Source organism: Paraburkholderia sp. JHI2823, from assembly GCF_038900695.1.
In the GTDB taxonomy this organism is placed as follows: domain Bacteria; phylum Pseudomonadota; class Gammaproteobacteria; order Burkholderiales; family Burkholderiaceae; genus Paraburkholderia; species Paraburkholderia mimosarum.
Window position 1 is genome coordinate 1 of sequence record NZ_JAYMRY010000189.1, and the last position, 597, is coordinate 597.

The 597-nt window shown below is 58.0% G+C and carries 1 protein-coding gene and 1 pseudogene; one reads left to right on the forward strand and one right to left on the reverse strand.

The annotated features are described in order from the left end of the window. Positions 1-163: pseudogene (locus tag VSR34_RS38250) on the reverse strand (IS3 family transposase); the annotation flags it as partial. A 256-nt stretch (positions 164-419) separates the two neighbouring features. On the opposite strand from VSR34_RS38250, the gene VSR34_RS38255 reads away from it, so the two are divergent. Beyond that, the coding region (locus VSR34_RS38255; protein ID WP_342965215.1) for a transposase at positions 420-597 on the forward strand (178 nt) is incomplete at its 3' end.

Genomic DNA, 597 nt, shown 5'->3' on the forward strand with positions numbered 1-597 from the left:
TCAATGTCAGATCCGCTTCGCTGAGCCCACGCGACTGGTAATAGGCACTCGACCGGCTGATGCCTACCAGCCGGGCCTGCTGTGTAACCGGCAGAGCGTGATCACGATCGATCATCGCCTTACGCCCAGCAGTCCCGCCTTGCTGAGCGCGCTTTCTAAAAAACAGCCATCGCGACCCGTCGCGGCCCCATGGATAGAAACGCACTGTGGCATAGACTGAAGTGCGCACGGACAGTGGCCGCTATGATTTTGGAGGCTGTACGACCCCGTCAAAAAACCTGGCCCAGGGGACGCTGCGGACCCGCTTGTGGTGGCGCCCAGTGCGACCCCGTTTAGAACCCTTAACAAAATGAACAAGGGGGCTGTTTACTCTCGATGAATGCTGTTAACCTTTTCATTGTTTCGACGACGAAAAGGACATGGCTAAACCCATACTCGACGACGAACTTTGGGCACTCATCGAACCGTTGCTGCCCCCTCGCAAACCAAGGCGAATCCGTTATCCAGGGCGCAAACCGCTCGATGATCGTGCGTTGCTCACGGGCATCCTGTTCATCCTGCAGACGGGCCTTCGCTGGGACCTGCTGCCGCGCGAGA